General features: G+C 48.0%; 12 protein-coding genes. 11 read left to right on the top strand and 1 reads right to left on the bottom strand.

The annotated features are described in order from the left end of the window. Window positions 1–4 precede the first annotated feature (4 nt). Together B5Z18_RS09520 and B5Z18_RS09515 are read left to right on the top strand one after the other, a co-directional pair. Window positions 5–1,921, top strand: coding sequence for a SusD/RagB family nutrient-binding outer membrane lipoprotein (locus B5Z18_RS09520; RefSeq protein ID WP_079469126.1), 1,917 nt, complete (start codon window positions 5–7; stop codon window positions 1,919–1,921). Between the two features lie 145 nt (window positions 1,922–2,066). After that, entirely contained in the window at window positions 2,067–2,258 is a 192-nt protein-coding gene (locus B5Z18_RS09515) for a cold-shock protein (RefSeq protein ID WP_079469125.1), read from the top strand. A gap of 63 nt (window positions 2,259–2,321) precedes the next feature. Here B5Z18_RS09515 and B5Z18_RS09510 read toward each other — a convergent pair whose 3' ends face one another. After that, window positions 2,322–5,087 (bottom strand): hybrid sensor histidine kinase/response regulator transcription factor, encoded by a 2,766-nt coding sequence (locus tag B5Z18_RS09510; RefSeq protein WP_143313534.1) that lies wholly within the window; start codon window positions 5,085–5,087, stop codon window positions 2,322–2,324. A 220-nt stretch (window positions 5,088–5,307) separates the two neighbouring features. On the opposite strand from B5Z18_RS09510, the gene B5Z18_RS09505 reads away from it, so the two are divergent. From B5Z18_RS09505 to B5Z18_RS09465, 9 genes are all read left to right on the top strand, one after another. Beyond that, the gene (locus B5Z18_RS09505; protein WP_079469123.1) at window positions 5,308–6,636 is read left to right on the top strand and encodes a sugar porter family MFS transporter; all 1,329 of its coding nucleotides are present in this window, start codon (window positions 5,308–5,310) and stop codon (window positions 6,634–6,636) included. 11 nt (window positions 6,637–6,647) lie between these two features. Further along, window positions 6,648–7,550 carry a carbohydrate kinase family protein gene (locus B5Z18_RS09500; protein WP_079469122.1) on the top strand — a complete coding sequence of 301 codons (903 nt, stop codon included), beginning with the start codon at window positions 6,648–6,650 and terminating at the stop codon, window positions 7,548–7,550. 42 nt (window positions 7,551–7,592) lie between these two features. Then, a complete protein-coding gene (locus tag B5Z18_RS09495; RefSeq protein WP_079469121.1) occupies window positions 7,593–10,667 on the top strand; it encodes a SusC/RagA family TonB-linked outer membrane protein in 3,075 nt (1,024 codons plus the stop codon). 18 nt (window positions 10,668–10,685) lie between these two features. Next, a complete protein-coding gene (locus tag B5Z18_RS09490; protein WP_079469120.1) occupies window positions 10,686–12,404 on the top strand; it encodes a RagB/SusD family nutrient uptake outer membrane protein in 1,719 nt (572 codons plus the stop codon). A gap of 17 nt (window positions 12,405–12,421) precedes the next feature. Then, window positions 12,422–13,897 (top strand): glycoside hydrolase family 32 protein, encoded by a 1,476-nt coding sequence (locus tag B5Z18_RS09485; protein ID WP_079469119.1) that lies wholly within the window; start codon window positions 12,422–12,424, stop codon window positions 13,895–13,897. A gap of 84 nt (window positions 13,898–13,981) precedes the next feature. After that, window positions 13,982–14,362 (top strand): DoxX-like family protein, encoded by a 381-nt coding sequence (locus B5Z18_RS09480; RefSeq protein ID WP_079469118.1) that lies wholly within the window; start codon window positions 13,982–13,984, stop codon window positions 14,360–14,362. Then, window positions 14,346–15,086, top strand: coding sequence for a DUF2071 domain-containing protein (locus B5Z18_RS09475; RefSeq protein WP_079469117.1), 741 nt, complete (start codon window positions 14,346–14,348; stop codon window positions 15,084–15,086). The genes B5Z18_RS09480 and B5Z18_RS09475 overlap by 17 nt, the downstream gene beginning before the upstream one ends. Beyond that, complete coding sequence (locus tag B5Z18_RS09470; protein WP_079469116.1) at window positions 15,074–15,823, top strand: class I SAM-dependent methyltransferase; 750 nt, start codon at window positions 15,074–15,076, stop codon at window positions 15,821–15,823. Before B5Z18_RS09475 ends, B5Z18_RS09470 begins: the two co-directional genes overlap by 13 nt. Further along, window positions 15,807–16,211, top strand: coding sequence for a hypothetical protein (locus B5Z18_RS09465; RefSeq protein WP_079469115.1), 405 nt, complete (start codon window positions 15,807–15,809; stop codon window positions 16,209–16,211). The genes B5Z18_RS09470 and B5Z18_RS09465 overlap by 17 nt, the downstream gene beginning before the upstream one ends. The last annotated feature ends 121 nt before the right edge of the window (window positions 16,212–16,332 follow it).

The raw sequence follows: 16,332 nt of genomic DNA, 5'->3' as shown, positions 1-16,332 counted from the left end.
TGAAATGAAAAAGATACTCATAAAATCAGGTTGGGCGTTGGCTGCTTTTGCGATGGTGATGTCTGCCTGTAATAAGTTTGAAGAGATCAATCAAAATCCGAAAGACGCCAGCCTTAACCAGGTACAGGTGGAATACTTTATCAATAATTCCATCATCGGCGCCCAGATGGATCCCAATATTGCGGAACGGTCTTTTGTATTATACTGGAAAACTGCCAGCCGTCAACACCTCAGTGGTGGCCTGTCTTCCGGCGCCGTAGATGACGGATGGTCTTCTGAATATTACCGCTATAGCTCCGGCTGGTTAAACAGCATTAATACCGCTATCCAGATTGCAGATGAAAAAGCACAGGCCGGTGATACCAAACCATATACTGATAACCTGAAACAGGTGGCCCGTATCTGGCGTGCTTATTTGCTGAGCGAATTGTCTGATAACTTTGGTCCAATTCCTATCAACGCATTTCAGGGTACCAACCCGGAATTCGTAAGCGTGAAGGACGTGTACTACTTTGCATTGGCTGAACTGAAGGATGCCAGCTCAAAGCTCAACACGACGATTGTTCCGTCTGATGAACTGAAGAAAACAGATCCAGCTTTCGGATATGATTTTATGAAGTGGAAACGTTATGCCAACTCCATGCGTTTACGCCTGGCTATGCGTTTGTCTGAAGTAGATCCCGGCAAGGCGAAAGCAGAATTTGAAGCAGCTGCAGCGGGCGACTTAATGACTAACATGCTCGACATTTTCCAGGTACAGGAAAAACCAGGATGGGATGCGCTTACCGGCGTAATGAGCCGCGAATGGAATTCCCAGATCCTTTCTACTACCCTGGAAAACATTTATACCGGTTTGGGAGATATAAAAACTGCCGACCAGGTAGATGCTTCCCTGCAATCATATATCAGACCAGCCAACTGGGCCGGTTTGCAGTTAACAGACCATTTCTCTACCATGACGAATGATCCGTTTGCAGGTTTCTGGTTTGATGGATTACCACAGACGGTTGACCCCCGTGCCTATAAAGCATTCATCCCGGCAGGGGATTTTACTAATCCAAACTTTAGTAAATATCCTTCTTACGATCAGGCTACATGGGAAACAACCGCCCGTAACCTGCTGGATGGTACAGGCGCTGTGGTGAAAACGCTGGACGGTAAATTTGCCTGGAATGGTTCCAATGCAGGTGCATGGGGCGTAAAAGGAACCAGGAACCAGTGGAGAGCCTACCCTGGTGCGGCTCCGCGTCTTGGTCAGCAATTCAGGAACAGCTCCAACAAACGTGTTTTCTTTGCTCCGTGGGAAACACACTTCCTGCTGGCAGAAGCGGCGGTAAGAGGATGGGCTGTACCACTGGGAGGTAAAGCTGCCTATGAAAAGGGCATCGCCCAGAGTTTTGAATACTGGCAAGTGGAGGGCTTCCTGGGTACCTATCTGGCATCTACCAGCTATAACATGACCGGTACCTCTGTAAGCTGGGACCACACCGCAGAACCACCCGCTACCCATACAATGGATTTTAAAAATGGTTACACCGGTACTGCAGGTACAGTAGCAATAAAGTACCCGGTAAATAATCTGTATAAGAATGGTACCGTTAAAAACGACCTCTTAACAAAGATTATTACCCAGAAATATATAGCACAGGTTCCCTGGCTGCCACTGGAAGGATGGAATGATAAACGCAGACTCGGCCTGCCTTTCTTCGAAAATCCAAACGTGGAAGAGCCATTGGGCACCTTACCAACCCTCAATGCTTCCAATTACATGACCAGCAATGTGAAGTTTTTCCCTCAGCGCCTGAAGTATCCTTCTTCCCTGAAGAATACCAATGCTGCCGGGTATAACCAGGCCATCAGCTTCCTGGGAGCAGGCGGCGATGAAGTTTTAACACCATTATGGTGGGCTATTAAGCAATAGTTTGCTGTTCACTTATATTAAAAAGAGCTGACCGGCTGTAAAACCGGTCAGCTCTTGCCTTTAAAGCAAGCCGGACCACGGTCCGGAAAAAAACTCTTTAGGTGATACGGATATATAAGTCTACCTTGTGAGCAAATACAATATAATGCAACAAGGTACAGTTAAATTTTTCAATGAATCCAAAGGATTTGGTTTCATTACCCCATCAAATGGTGGACAGGATATTTTCGTTCATATTTCCGGTACTACTGGCGAACTTCGTGAGAATGACACCGTAACGTATGAAGTTGAAAATGGTAAAAAAGGTCTGAATGCAGTTAACGTAAAAGTTATCTAAGTTTACATATCTTATTTCTGGAGGGGCTGATCAGCAGATCAGCCCTTTTTTTATGCATATAGGTCAACCTTCGCTTTTCTTGTCACGGAAGGCTTTGGGCGTTTGCTGGGTACGCGCCTTAAACACTGTGGAAAAGTAAGCAGGGGAGGAAAAGCCACACTCATAGGCTATTTCCGCTACCGATAGCGTTGAGTTTACCAACAGGTACCTGCCCTTTTTCACCCGCGCATCCAGGATATAGTCGTTTACATTACAGTTCAGCAATTGCTTCACCTTGCGGTACAGCTGCATCTTTGAAATAGCCAGCTGCTGGCAGATATCCTCTACTCCAAACTGGTCGTTGCCGAGGTTGGCCTCCACAATGGCGGTAAAGTCATTCACAAATTTACGGTCTGGTTTGCTGGACTGGGTGCTGTGTACCCGTGTTTCGGGTTCCGCGATATAGTGATCTTTCAGTAAAGCCCGGTTATTGAGCATGCTGCTGATGCTTTCCGCCAGGTATTTCAGGTGGAAAGGTTTACTGATATAGGCGTCTGCATTGTGTTGCATACCTTTTATGCGTTGTTCCTCGCTGCTGTTGGCACTCAGCAGGATTACCGGGATATGGGAGGTACGGATATCCTTTTTTAGTGTTTCCAACACCTGGATCCCATCCATGCCCGGCATCATAATATCACAAAGGATGAGGTCCGGAACATGCTCAAAGGCCAGTTTCAGCCCATCGGCGCCGTTGCCGGCATGAAACACTTCATACTGCCCGCTGAGGAAATCGGCCAGGAAATGATTCAGATCGGGGTGGTCTTCAATCAGCAGCACGGAATGCGGATGTGCCTGTACCGTTAGTGGCAATTCTTCCGCGGGCGTGTCGTTGAGGTCATCGGTATAGCTATGCAGGGAGTGATTGATCACATTCATGTGTTCATCTTCCTGCTGAATTTCTTCCGGTGCAAAGGGGACGGAGGTACCCGGCAGGGTAATACTGAAAGTGGTGCCGGCGCCTTTGCTGCTTTTTACAGTGATGCTGCCGTGGTGCAGGGAAATAATTTCACGGGTGAGCGCCAGCCCGATACCGGTGCCTTTATGCTCATTGTTCCGGCTCTGGTAAAACAATTCAAAAGCATGCGCCAGGGTATTTTCATCCATGCCGCTGCCATCGTCTTCAATACGTATTACTGCTTCCTGCTCGGTTGTGGCCTGTTCCAGGTATATATGCACCTTGCCGTAGTCGCTGGTAAATTTGAAAGCGTTGGACAGCAGGTTATACAGTACCCGGTCAAACAGGTGCTGATCAAACCAGGCCTTAATGCCAGGTTGCCGGCTGATAAGCCGGAAATCGATATGTTTTTTAACCGCGATGCCTTTATATGCTTCCATAATATCCAGCATAAAGGCGGGCAGGTCATTTTCAGATACTTTCAGTTGCAGCTTGCCGCTTTCAATCCGGCGGAACTCCAGTAATTGGTTCACCAGCCGCATCAGGTGGATCACATTTCTGCGCATCAGCTCCAGCTGTTGCTTTTGCGGGGAGGAAAGCTGCCTGCTGCCCATCAGGTTTTCCAATGGCGCCTGTATGAGGGTTAAGGGGGTACGGAATTCGTGCGACAAGTTAGTGAAGAACGTAAACTTGGCCTCTGTGGCTTCCTGCGCACGGGCGGTCATTTCTACCAGCTGATCCCGTTGCTGGAGGATTTCATCCCGTTGCTGTTTCAGTTGCTGGTTGATACGGCGGTTGGTGCGCAAAATAAAGATCAACACAATACCGAGCAGGAAAGCGATGCCCAGCGTGGTAACCACTATCCGCAGGAGGTGTTGCTGATCCTGGTACAGTGATAGCTGCTCCTGCAGCAACGATTGCTGTTTTTCTATTTCCTGGTGCTGGGCCTGTATCTTATCTATCTGTAACCGCATCAGCTTTACATTGCTGCTGTCGATCAGTACGGTTTGAAGCAGTGTATTACGGGGCACCTTTTTCCCCGCTAGGATGTCCGCGGCCATGCTGATGGCTTCTTTGCCGCCGCTGGGATACAGCAGCGAGGCGCTCAGTACGTGGCGAGATACCAGGTCGATACCGGCGTCGGGGTAGGGAGAGGCATCCACGCCAATAAACCGGGTATGTGTGAGGCCCTTTTCCCGGCAATAGCGGTACATGCTATATGCCATTACGTCGTTCTGTGCAAAGATCACATCTGCCTGTTGCACGGCGGAGTCGTTGCGGGCGGCGGCTTCCCGAGTTTTTTCGGCCACCCAGCTGCCTTCGAGGGTGGCTATCACTTTCAGGCCGGGGTAGTGCGCAAGGGCATCCCGGAACCCCTGGTGTCTCTCCACCGTGGGAGAAGAGCCTCGAAGCCCTGTTACCTCTATAATACGCCCGTGGCCATTCAGCCGGGCGGCAATATATTCCGCTGCCAGTTTGCCGATGTTGTAGTTGTCGCCCCCGATGTAAGCGGTGAATGAGTCGGTGGCTGCTTTACGGTCCAGGATGATCACCGGGATGCCTTTGCCATAGGCAGCTGCAATTACCGGCGCCAGTGGCGCTGCCTCATTAGGCGATACCACCAGGATGTCTATTTTCCCCGCCAGCAGTTCCTGGATTTGCTGTACCTGCCGTTTGCTGTCACTTTCTGCATCGCGGTACAGCAGCTGCATCTCCGGATGATAGAAAAGTTCCCGCTTCATTTCTGTGAGCATGTTCCGGCGCCAGTCGTCGTTGCCGGTACACTGCGAAAACCCGATCCGGTATTTCGGTCCTGTTTCCGGCCGGCATCCTGCGGCATACATCAACAGTGGAAGAACTATTAAACAGAGATATCGTTTTAATACTGCTGGCAAGTGGGAATGTTTTTGGTTTTATTTCTAAAAACAATGATACAAAATTGAAAGACATCTCCCTGAAATATATCCATCTTAATGTATAAAATATTATTTATCAATATATTATTCTGTTTTACACCCTTTGTTATAATTTCGAAAGAAAGCGGTGCTATACGATAACAGCAGCCTTTTTCAAAGGAGTAGGTTTGACCTATCGATCAAAACTTATTTCTACGTTATGAACAACAAGATTGTTTTCTTCTGGGCTTTTGTGGTAGCACTTGGCGGTTTTCTTTTCGGTTTTGATACCGCTGTCATCTCTGGTGCGGAGCAACATATTCAGCAATACTGGCATTTAACGGAAGTACAACATGGATTCACCGTATCCATTGCATTAATAGGAACCGTGTTTGGCGCATTGGGAGGTAGTACGCCTTCGGATAAACTGGGGCGCCGTGCTACCCTGCTGCTGGTAGCGCTGGTATACCTGGTGTCGGCAGTAGGTACGGCGATGGCAACCAACTGGTACTTTTTCCTCGTATGCCGTTTTATAGGTGGCCTCGGTGTAGGCGCTTCATCTGTAACGGCCCCGGTATATATTTCAGAGGTGTCACCAGCTTCCTATCGTGGCCGAATGGTCGCTTTATTCCAGTTTAACGTGGTTTTTGGCATCCTGGTGTCTTATTTATCCAACTATTTCATTGGCGGATATGGCGGTGAAAACTCCTGGCGCCTGATGCTGGGTATCCAGGCATTCCCTGCGGCCCTGTTCCTGTTGCTGCTCCGCTGGGTACCGGAAAGTCCGCGCTGGTTGCTGCTGCACGGCAAAAAGGAAGCCGCCGCCATTAAAACCCTGCAAATCATCAACCCCGCCGGTTATGCGGACGATATCGCTACCATCCGGCAGTCGAGGCACCAAAGCATTGGCGCGCCAAAGGAACGGTTGTTCTCCGGGAAGTACCGTACCCCGGTAGTGCTGGCGGTATTGTTTGCTATTTTCAACCAGGTATCCGGTATCAACGCTATCATTTATTATGCGCCGCGTATTTTTGAAATGTCCGGCTTAGGTACAGCGTCTTCTTTGCTCTCTACAGTCGGACTGGGCATCGTGAACTTCATTTTTACGTTAACGGCTATACGGTTTATCGACCGCATCGGCCGCCGGCAGCTGATGCTGATAGGCACCGTTGGCCTTATCGCTACACTCGGCCTCACCGCCATTTCCTTTTATATGCATACCGGCGGTATTGCCGTGATCTCTTATCTGCTGGTATACATGGCCTTCTTTGCCTTCTCGCAGGGCGCGGTGATATGGGTATTTATCTCAGAGATATTTCCAAACGCCGTACGCGCCAAAGGTCAAACGTTGGGCAGTTTCACTCATTGGATCATGGCCGCTCTTATCGCTTTTACCTTTCCCTGGCTGGCCAGCCACATCGGCGGTGGTCACATTTTCGCCTTCTTCTGTGTGATGATGGTATTGCAACTGCTTTTTGTATGGCGCTGGATGCCGGAAACAAAAGGACAAACCCTGGAAGAAATTGAAATGACAATGGTCATGCATTAAACAAACATTTTATGACAAAGTATAACATCGCCTGCCTCGGGGAAATATTGTGGGACATCTTACCGGATCAGGAATTGCCGGGCGGCGCACCCATGAACGTAGCGTATCACTTGCAGAAACTGTCGCAGTCCGTTGCGATGGTGTCGGCCACAGGTACAGATGATCATGGCACGAGGCTGCTGCAACTCATGAACAACATGCAGCTCTCTACCGCTTACGTACAAACGAATACTAACTACGCCACCGGCAAAGTAAATGCCTGGATGGACGCGCATAACGATATGCAGTATGATATCCTGTACCCCGTGGCCTGGGATCATATTGCCTGGAATGCTTCCCTGGAGGCTTTACTAACGGGAGATGACCTGCAGTATATTGTTTTTGGCAGTTTGATGGCAAGGCATGAGATCTCCCGGAATACGCTCCGTAAAGCATTGCAGTCAACCGCCATAAAAGTGCTGGACATCAACCTGCGTGCGCCCTGGTACTCCCGCGAAACACTGGAATGGCTTATGGGTAGCTGCAACCTGCTGAAGCTAAACATCGCAGAACTGGAGCTGATCAGCGCCTGGTACGGTACCTGGCCAACGCACGAAGAACAGGTACGGGCATTGTCTTCCCGATTTAACATCTCTACTATAGTTGTCACCCTGGGCAGTAAAGGCTGCATGGGGTACATCGACGGGGCTTTTTATTACCAGGAAGGACAGTCCGTGATAGTAGCAGATACCATTGGCAGCGGCGATGCTTTCCTGGCCGGCTTCCTCGTATGCCGGCTGCAACAACGTTCCCCTGCCTGGAGCCTGGCGTATGCCAATGCACTGGGCGCACTGGTGGCATCGCGCCCCGGTGGCTGTCCGCAATATGATCCATCCGAGATATACAGCCTGATGAAAATACCACAGCACACTTAGCCAATTATTACATTTCCACACCACCATTTCACAAATTCCATTATGAAAAAGTTGTTTTACTTATTACCGATGTTGCTGTTCGGCCTCTTCGCCATTGCACAGCAACGGAACATCACCGGTACCGTTGTCAGTAAACAAAACAGAACACCTTTGCCCGGTGTAACCGTACAGGCGGGCAACAGGAACACCATTACCAATGGCAGCGGGCAATTCACACTGCCGGCTGCCGTGGGGGAAGTGCTCAACTTCTCTTATATAGGCATGAAGCCTATGTCGTTAAAAGCTGCCGAAGGCAATATGTCCGTAGAAATGGAAGATAATGCCACCGACTTAAACCAGGTAATCGTAACCGGTTACCAGACACAGAAAAAGGCCGATCTTACCGGCGCTGTATCCGTAGTGAATGTGAGTGAAATAAAAGACATTCCGCTCGGCAACCCGGTGAAAGCCCTGCAGGGCCGCGTTCCCGGCGTATTCATTACCTCCAACGGCGATCCCAACAGCAATGCCACGGTGCGTATCCGCGGTATCGGTACCCTGGGTAATAACGATCCGCTGTATGTAATTGATGGTATCCCTACCAAAAGAGGATTGCAGGAACTGAACCAGAATGATATTGAATCCATCCAGGTATTAAAAGATGCTTCTGCTGCTACCATCTATGGTTCCCGTGCGGCAAACGGCGTAATCATCGTTACTACCAAAAGAGCGAAGAAAGGCTACAGCCGCATCACCGCAGATGTATCTGCCTCTTTGCAGGATTACAGTACCAAATTAAAAACACTGAATACGGAAGGCCGCGGCCGCGCCTACTGGCAGGCTGCCGTGAATGACCGTACTGATCCCAACAACAACCAGATTTATCAGTACGACTGGAACGGCGATTATAACAACCCGGTGCTTAACAAAATTAACCTGCCGGAATTTATTGATGCCGCCAAAACCATGAAGCCGGCCGATACCTACTGGTACGACCAGATTGCACAAACTTCCCTGCTGCAAACCTACAACGTGTCTATTGCCAACGGCAACGAAAGAGGGAACTCCTATTTTTCGGTTGGCATGTACAATAACAAAGGCATCGTAAAAGAAACACAGCAACGGAAAATAACTGCCCGCTTTAATACGGATTATTCCTTTTTCAAAGGCCGGCTGAAAATAGGAGAGAACCTGTCTGCTACCTATATCAGGGATGCGCTGGTACCTGCCACCGACATTCTTTTTGCAGCATTGGTACAACAACCGGTGGTGCCGGTACATACCGTTGATGGCGGCTGGGGCGGCCCTGCTCCCGGCATGACCGACAGGCAGAATCCCGTTCGGCTTATTGAAGATAACCGGCAGAACAAAAGTAATTTCCTGCGCTTATTCGGTAACGTATATGCCGACATAGAAATTATTCCCAACCTCCACTTCAAAAGCAGCTATGGTATAGATTACAATGGTACTTATCAGCGTACATTGCGTAAATCGTATACTTCGGGATTCCTTTCTGATCCGTCCAACTTCTCCCAAACCTCACAGGATTATAATGGTAACTGGGTATGGCAAAATACGCTCACTTACAACGTAGCACTGCAAAAGCACCGGTTCGATTTCCTGTTGGGAGAAGAACAGATTAAATACATGGCGCAGAATTTTTACGCCAGCAGACAAGGGTACGCGTTGGAGAATATCGACTATGCCTACCTCAATGCAGGATCTTCCAATAAAGATAACGGAGGTACCGGTAGCGGCTATACGTTATTATCTTATTTTGGTAAAGCAAACTATTCTTACGATAATAAATACCTCGCTTCGGTTACCCTGCGCCGCGATGGTTCTTCCCGCTTTGGTAAAGAAAACCGTTTCGGGATGTTCCCCGCGGTATCTCTCGGATGGCGTGTAAGCGAAGAAAATTTCATCAAACAAAACCTGCCTTTCCTGTCGGACCTGAAACTCCGCTATGGCTGGGGCAGATCGGGCAACCAGGAAATTGCCAATAACGCCACCTATACTTTATACTCCGCTATTTATGGTATAGATCCTACCTGGGATTTCGACAGCGGCAGCGCGTATGATCTTGGTGGCGCAGGCTCCGGGCAGTTATCGTCCGGATATACACTGATCCAGCAGGGCAATCCCGCACTGAAATGGGAAAGCACCATGGAATCCAACGCCGGAATAGATTTTGGCTTGTTTAATAATCACCTTAGCGGTTCCGTAGATTATTTTATTAAGAAGACATCCGACATCCTTATCAGCCCGGCTTACCTCGCAGTGATTGGTGAAGGCGGCACCAAATTCGTGAACGGCGCCTCTATGCAAAATAAGGGACTGGAAGTATTGCTGTCGTATAACGGCAACATTGCACCTGGCCTGGCGCTCACCGTTACAGGTAACGTAGCCACCTACCGCAATAAGATCACCAAACTGCCGCCGGAAGTACTTACGTCCTATCCCGGCAACGGACAGGATAAAACCATTCTCGGCCACTCTATTAATTCCACCTTCGGGTACGTGGCAGATGGATTATTCCGCTCGCAAAAAGAAGTAGATGACTATGCCACACAAATTGGGAAAGGCGTGGGCCGTATCCGGTACAAAGACCTGAACAGCGACGGCGTTATCGATGATAAGGACCGCGACTATATCGGCAAAGGAGATCCTGATTTTACCTACGGACTGAATGTAACACTGGAGTATAAACACTTTGATCTGACCTTCTTCCTGCAGGGAATACAAGGTATCCAGGTATATAATACCTATAAAACATACACCGACTTCTCTTCCATCTGGCCGGGAACTAACTGGGGCGCACGTACGCTGGATGCATGGACACCACAAAATCCAAACGCTTCCATTCCTGCGCTCACACTGGTAGACCGTAACAATGAAAACCGGACATCTACCTACTTCCTGGAATCAGGTTCTTATCTCAAACTCAGGAACCTGCAACTGGGATATAGTTTCCAGCACCTGTTCAGCAAGCGTTTGCAAACAGCACGGGTATATCTGCAGGGCAGCAACCTGCTCACGTTAAAGAACAAAGGTTTTACCGCCACCGATCCGGAGAATCCCAACAACGCATATCCTATTCCGGTGATTGGCACGATCGGCTTAAACCTGTCTTTTTAAACACACAACACAGCCACCATGAAGTACACAAAATATATTCTTTTACTCAGCTGCCTGTTGCTCGGCGCTTGCAGCAAATTCCTGGATCAAACGCCACAGGGCGTTATTTCAGGCGACGACCTGAACTCGCCGGCCAATCTCGAAAAAATGGTGACCGCCGCCTATGCATCGCTGGGTAATGATCACTATACGGCTCCTTATTCCAGCATGTGGCCTTACGGCAATATCCGCAGTGGCGATGCGTATAAAGGCGGTGACGGCGCCGGTGATATCAGCGACTACCACTTTTACGAAACCTTTTCCCTGAACAGGGTGGATAATGGCTCCTCCGACCTGGTATGGTTTCGCCTGTATGTATGCATTGGCCGTGTAAACGATGCACTGGCACGCCTGAACAAAGCCACTGAAACCCAATTTCCGGAAAAGGTAGTACGGCAGGCAGAGATGAAGTTCCTGAGAGGACACTATTATTTCCTGTTGAAAACATTATTCAAATATGTTCCTTACATCGATGAAAATGCGCCAAAGGAAACCTATGATACCATTTCCAACCGCACTTATTCCAATGTGGAACTATGGACGAAGATCGCAGATGATTTCACTTTTGCCGCTTCCCATCTTCCCGATATACAACCGCAAATAGGAAGAGCCAATAAATTCGCGGCAAAAGCCTACCTGGCTAAAACCCTGTTGTATGAAGCCTATAAGCAGGATGAAAACAACCATGTGACCGGTATTGACGCTGCCCTGCTGCAACAGGTAAATACCTTGTGCGATGAAGTGATTGCCTCCGGTAAATACCAGCTGGCTATTGATTATGCAAATAACTTCCTGTCGAAAAGTGAAAACGGTCCGGAGTCCCTTTTTGCTATCCAGTATTCAAAAGATGATGGAACGCCCAAAGGCCGCCTTGACTACGGACATGCGCTGGATTACCCGATGAACCAGGAGTATGGCTGCTGCGGTTTTCATTCGCCCAGCAGTAACCTGGTGAATGCTTTTCAGACAGGCGCCAACGGGCTCCCGATGTTTGAAACATTCAATAACGTGAACATTACCACGGAAGCGGATTTTCATACCCATACCTTTGATCCGCGTTTAGACCATACCGTGGCTATTCCCGGGCATCCTTACAAATACGATCCCGCTTTTCTGTACAAGCGCGCCTGGGCCCGTGCGCCGGAAGTATATGGCAGTTACCTGAGTCTCAAAGAAGCGGTGTTACCCGGTGATGCTACTTTTCAGAAGGTGCCGCCTTTTATGTCGAGTTCCAAAAACTGGGAGATTATCCGTTATGCCGACGTACTGTTATTTAAAGCAGAAGCATTGATAGAACTGGGACGCGCTGCCGAAGCATTGCCACTCATCAACCAGGTGAGGGGAAGAGCCGCTGCCAGCACCGGCTTATTAAAACAGGCAAATGGTACCTTTACATCCAGTTATAAAATGAATACCTATCAGCCGGGTGTTAACTGCACCTGGTCCACCGACTTTGCCCGGCAGGCTTTACGCTGGGAGCGCCGGCTGGAATTTGCGATGGAGGGCTCCCGGTTCTTCGACCTGGTACGCTGGGGTATTGCGGCAGATTATCTCAATGCTTATTTTGCCGTGGAAAAAACACGCCGGGCTCACCTGAATGATGCTTCCTTCAAAAAAGGCAGGGACGAATACCTGCCCATACCATTAAACCAGATTAACTACAGCAAAGGGTTATATAAACAAAACACCGGCTGGTAAAATTAAATATCATTGTTATGAAGAAGAGACTTTTTTCCATATTACTGGCAGGATTATTACCCGGATGGCTACACGCCCAGGAGGCTACACCGCAATGGCGCCCCGTGTATCATTTTACGGCGCCCAAAAACTGGCTGAACGATCCCAATGGATTGATCTATATAGATGGGGTGTATCATTTGTATTACCAGCACAATCCATTTGAAAACAAGTGGGGCCACATGAGCTGGGGACATGCTACCAGCAAGGACCTGATTAACTGGAAACACCTGCCCGTTGCTATTCCGGAAATAGAAAAGAAAGATACCACTACCTGGATCTTCTCCGGTTCCGCAGTATTGGACGAACATAACAGCAGCGGTTTTGGTAAAAATGGAAAGGCCCCCATTGTAGCTATTTATACCGCAGATCAGCCAAAGCAGCAAAAGGAATCACAATTTATTGCCTTTAGTAACGATGGCGGTTTAACCTACACCAACTATAGCGGCAACCCGGTAGTAGATATTCAGAAGAAGGATTTCCGCGATCCCAGCGTGATCTGGCTGGAAGACCAGCACAAATGGCTCATGACAGTAGCGGTACCTGCCGAGCATAAAGTACAGTTCTACTCATCAGAAAACCTGAAGAACTGGGAGATGCTGAGTGAATTCGGCAACCAGGGCGATACCCGTAAAATATGGGAGTGCCCGTCTTTAACGCCCCTGTATGTAGATGGTGATCCTGCAAAAAAGAAATGGTTGCTGATGGTATCTTCCGGCAACCAGGACGCGGCTACCGGTATGCAGTATTTTACCGGCGACTTCGACGGCAAAACATTCACCAATGATAATAAACCGGAAAGCCAGCTGTTTGTGGATTACGGCAAAACCTTCTACGCTGCCATACCTTACAATCATCTGCCGGATAACCGGCAAATGATGATCGGCTGGCTCATGCCATTTGAAACGCCTACCTCACCGTGGCGCGGACAGATGTCGATTCCGCGCGATCTGCAACTGAAAACTACGGCATCGGGTATACGTTTATTCCAGCAACCATCTGCAGCGATCAGCACCTATCTTCATAAATTACCTGCCGCTAAAAAACTAACACTGAAAGCGCAAACCATTAATAGCAAAGCGCTGGAGTTGAGCAGCAGCAAAGGTTTTAATACCAATACCAATTGGGTGGATGCTGAGTTTACCATTGGCACCGCCACTGATTTTGGCTTTAAAATAGCAGAGCAGGTAGTTGTGGGGTATAATGTACAACGGAATGAACTGTATATCCGCGATGGAAAAGATGTACAACACGTAGGCATTCCACCGGCTAACAATAAAATCAGGTTACAGGTGCTGGTGGATAAATCATCTGTAGAAGTATTTGTAAACGACGGAGAAAAAGTGCTCACCACTTTAATATTCCCCGATAAAGCGGCTACGGGATTAGCAGTGTTTGCAGAGAACGGAGATGTGCAGTTGAATACATTGAAAGCGTGGGATCTGAGTAAATAAGGGGGAGTTGTTTTATAGACAGGCGCCGGCTCTTTTTTGAGTCCGGCGCTTTTTGTATTAACTTGGGGGAATAAAGTTTGTTTCATGCCCTTTGGTAAGCAAAAAAATGTGGTTAACATTGGAATAGCCCTCGTGTGGATGATAAATGGCGTATTTTGTAAGGTGCTGAACTATGTTCCACGACACCAGTTAATTGTAGCAAGAATACTTGGTGAAACCCATGCAGCTTTACTTACCCGTACCATTGGCATCCTGGAAGCCGGGATGGCGATATGGATACTTTCCAGGATAAAATCCCGCTGGTGTGCTATCGCGCAAATCCTGCTGGTAGCGGCTATGAACGTCATAGAGTTTATAGCAGCTCCCGACCTGTTGTTGTTTGGGAGAATAAATATCATCATCGCTGCCGTTTTTATATTTATTATTTACCGGAACGAATTTAAAACCCATGTTAGCCTTTCTTAAAAATCATCCCTTTGCCGTGGAAGCTTTTTTTGAAAGCTCCCTGGTGCTTACTTACGCCCTCCCAATAGCGGTTTTGGAACCGTTGATACCCCCGCAGCTGGAGTTGGATGTATTCCAGGAACAGTGGGCATTTATTGCTATTGCCATAGTGAAAACAAAGCACCTTCGCCCCAAAGGGTTTCCTGCTTTTATGGGAAGTGATTTTGTGTTAACCGGTTACCGCGTGTTTGTACGTTATTCTAATAGCGAAGGAAAGCGGTTGCGGGGTTTGTATATTTTGAAATCAGAAACAGACAGTAAGAAGATGGAGTTTTTCGGAAATCTGTTTACCCATTATAGTTATACCACTACAGATATCAGCATTACGGAGGAAAACGATATGATGATTGTTAAATCAGCGGCATCGGGATTGGATATCACGGTTGATACCGGCAATGAAACAGCGGCATTGCCGGCGGAATCGCCCTTTAATAACTGGAAGGAGGCGAGGCGGTTTGCGGGCCCGCTGCCTTTTACATTTACCTGTAACAGGCATTCTGATGAAGTGTTGATCATTGAAGGCGTGAGGGAAAACTGGACGCCTGTACCGGTATCGGTATTACATAACGAGGCAGGATTTTTAAACGCTCCCGCATTACAGGGCGCCCGGCTGGCGAATGCATTCATCATCCGGCAAATTCCCTATTACTGGAAAAAAGGAAAAGTAGATATATGGAGAAGATAAACAGAACGCCATTTCAGGGCATTGTAAATATTGTCCGTTTCAACTGGCATTTGTATGTGTTGTTTTTGCTGTTACTGGTAGGAGGTTTGCTATTCACGCAATACACGTTAACCCGGCTGATGTTGTGTGGCGCTGCCATTGCTACCTTATCGTCGTTAGTCGTCTCCTGGTATATTTATGACGGTTCAGATTTATATACCTTACTGTGGCTGGACGATATGGAGCTTCGGCCATACGGGCGAATAGTAAACATTCACGCAGGGTTTGATGAAACCAGCCAGTTGTTGGCGAATAAATACCCGGAAGCCGACTTACAGGTATTTGATTTTTATAACCCGGAGATGCATACCGAGGTATCTATTGAACGTGCCCGGAAAAGATATGCGCCTTATGCTGGTACGAAAACCGTCAGCACGGTCGCTGTTCCGCTGGAGCCTGCATCGGTGGATGTAGTGTTTCTTTTGCTGGCAGCACATGAAATCAGAGATCCTGTGGAAAGGACCATATTTTTCAAAGAGCTGCGTCGTTGCCTGGCTGCTGATGGCAGAATTGTGGTACTGGAGCATTTACGGGATACGCCTAACTTTATAGCATATACGATTGGGTTCCTGCACTTTTTTTCGGGTGCTACCTGGAGGCGGACTTTTGAAGGAGCGCAGCTGACCCTGGAAAAAGAAAAGAAGATCACCCCTTTTTTATCGGCCTTTATATTGCAGAAAAATGGAATTGCATCTTAAAATTACCGGTTATATACTGGTGCTATTATCCCTGGCACATATTTTCTTTCCACGCTATTTTAACTGGAAGAAAGAGTTCACGGCGATTAGTCTTTTGAGCAGGCAGATCATGTATGTGCACACCTTTTTTATTGCATTGATGGTTTTGCTGATGGGGATAGGGTGTATTTATGCTACCGAAGATATCCTGTATACGCGCCTGGGGCATGTGTTGTCGTTCGGATTATTTGTTTTCTGGCTATGCCGGCTGCTTTTCCAGTTCTTTGTTTACTCTCCGTTGTTATGGAAGGGCAAACGGTTTGAAACTATTATGCATGTCCTGTTTTCATTGACATGGGGATATTTCAGTATAGTGTTCCTGCTCGTATTTCGTGCGGATGCGTCATAATAAAGTATTTTGATTTAAAAAGAAGCAATTTCTGTAGCTATGCCTGTTAAGCTTTATACAGGATTGTATTCCGGAATACGATACGAAGGTATGCATTGACGAAGCAGGGGAAAAACAAATC

The sequence above is a fragment of the Chitinophaga ginsengisegetis genome (genome assembly GCF_900168065.1).
Lineage (GTDB): Bacteria > Bacteroidota > Bacteroidia > Chitinophagales > Chitinophagaceae > Chitinophaga > Chitinophaga ginsengisegetis.
The sequence above is the reverse complement of the archived record's forward strand: the minus strand, read 5'-3'. Positions and strand labels throughout refer to the sequence as shown.

Excerpts from the sequence above, each read along its gene's own strand:
- B5Z18_RS09495 (WP_079469121.1), top strand. The coding sequence starts at position 7,593 with ATGAAAAAGTTGTTTTACTTATTACCGATGTTGCTGTTCGGCCTCTTC.
- B5Z18_RS09470 (WP_079469116.1), top strand. The coding sequence starts at position 15,074 with ATGGAGAAGATAAACAGAACGCCATTTCAGGGCATTGTAAATATTGTC.
- B5Z18_RS09465 (WP_079469115.1), top strand. The coding sequence starts at position 15,807 with ATGGAATTGCATCTTAAAATTACCGGTTATATACTGGTGCTATTATCC.
- B5Z18_RS09515 (WP_079469125.1), top strand. The coding sequence starts at position 2,067 with ATGCAACAAGGTACAGTTAAATTTTTCAATGAATCCAAAGGATTTGGT.
- B5Z18_RS09500 (WP_079469122.1), top strand. The coding sequence starts at position 6,648 with ATGACAAAGTATAACATCGCCTGCCTCGGGGAAATATTGTGGGACATC.
- B5Z18_RS09480 (WP_079469118.1), top strand. The coding sequence starts at position 13,982 with ATGCCCTTTGGTAAGCAAAAAAATGTGGTTAACATTGGAATAGCCCTC.
- B5Z18_RS09485 (WP_079469119.1), top strand. The coding sequence starts at position 12,422 with ATGAAGAAGAGACTTTTTTCCATATTACTGGCAGGATTATTACCCGGA.
- B5Z18_RS09520 (WP_079469126.1), top strand. The coding sequence starts at position 5 with ATGAAAAAGATACTCATAAAATCAGGTTGGGCGTTGGCTGCTTTTGCG.
- B5Z18_RS09505 (WP_079469123.1), top strand. The coding sequence starts at position 5,308 with ATGAACAACAAGATTGTTTTCTTCTGGGCTTTTGTGGTAGCACTTGGC.
- B5Z18_RS09490 (WP_079469120.1), top strand. The coding sequence starts at position 10,686 with ATGAAGTACACAAAATATATTCTTTTACTCAGCTGCCTGTTGCTCGGC.
- B5Z18_RS09475 (WP_079469117.1), top strand. The coding sequence starts at position 14,346 with ATGTTAGCCTTTCTTAAAAATCATCCCTTTGCCGTGGAAGCTTTTTTT.